This window comes from Pseudoalteromonas sp. S554, assembly GCF_005930865.1.
Lineage (GTDB): Bacteria > Pseudomonadota > Gammaproteobacteria > Enterobacterales > Alteromonadaceae > Pseudoalteromonas > Pseudoalteromonas marina.
The window spans coordinates 1-861 of the sequence record NZ_PNDV01000147.1 but is presented as its reverse complement, the minus strand read 5'-3'; the positions used below and the strand labels follow the sequence as shown (position 1 = coordinate 861).

The following is an 861-nucleotide window of genomic DNA, read 5'->3' as shown; positions in this document are numbered from 1 at the left end:
AGAGCTTGAAGAAGAGCCTGAGCTTTTAGAGGAGCCAGCACTTGAAGAAGAGCTAGAGCCTAATGAAGTGCTTGAAGACTTTGGGGCCGATGATTTTACAGACACATCAGACACGCTTTTAGATCCAGAAGATTTACTGGATGAATATAACGATGATGCGTTGCAAAGTGTAGACGAACTCTTAAATGAATTACAACAACCAGAAGACTCAGAATACGTAGAAAGCCCTGATTGGACACTTGATGATCTGGACGATGAAATTGAAGAGGTTGAAGTTGATCTAGGTGATGATCCATTAGCAGAAGACACAGATTCTGATTTATCCCTTGAGGATGAAATACTAGAAACAGAATCAATAACGCCTAGTGAAGAGTTAGAGGATTACCCTGAGTTAGAAATAGCTGAAGATCAAGGGGCTGAAACGCAAGAGTCTACTAGCAATGAAGGTGAGAATGTTGTTAGTCAAACAGAAAAAGATTTGGCTGACTCTATTTCTAAGGGCGCAGACCTGAGTAACTTTGACGAGGAACTTGATGATGAGCCCCATGCCACTGCTGATTTTGATGAAGCCCCAATAATTGATGACAATGAGCTATTGGCGGTAGGCGATGCTGAAGAATTCGCGACAAAAGAAGAGCATAATGAATTAGGTGATGACGGAGAGTTTGCAAAAGATGTTTCAGATTTTTCGGATAATGATATCGATGTGCTGGCTGATGAAGAACTTGATTCAGAACTATCACCAAGTCAAACAGAGCAAGAATTATCACAAGCGCTCTCATCAAGTATTGATTTAAATAGCCTAGAAGATGACTTTGACGATGAGCCGTTAATCGATTGTGAGTTTGAACACGCAGATTC

1 pseudogene is annotated in these 861 nt (G+C 40.9%); it reads left to right on the top strand.

Annotation, left to right across the window (positions count from 1 at the left end):
• Positions 1 to 861 (top strand): annotated as a pseudogene (locus tag CWB65_RS19340) (FimV/HubP family polar landmark protein); the annotation flags it as partial.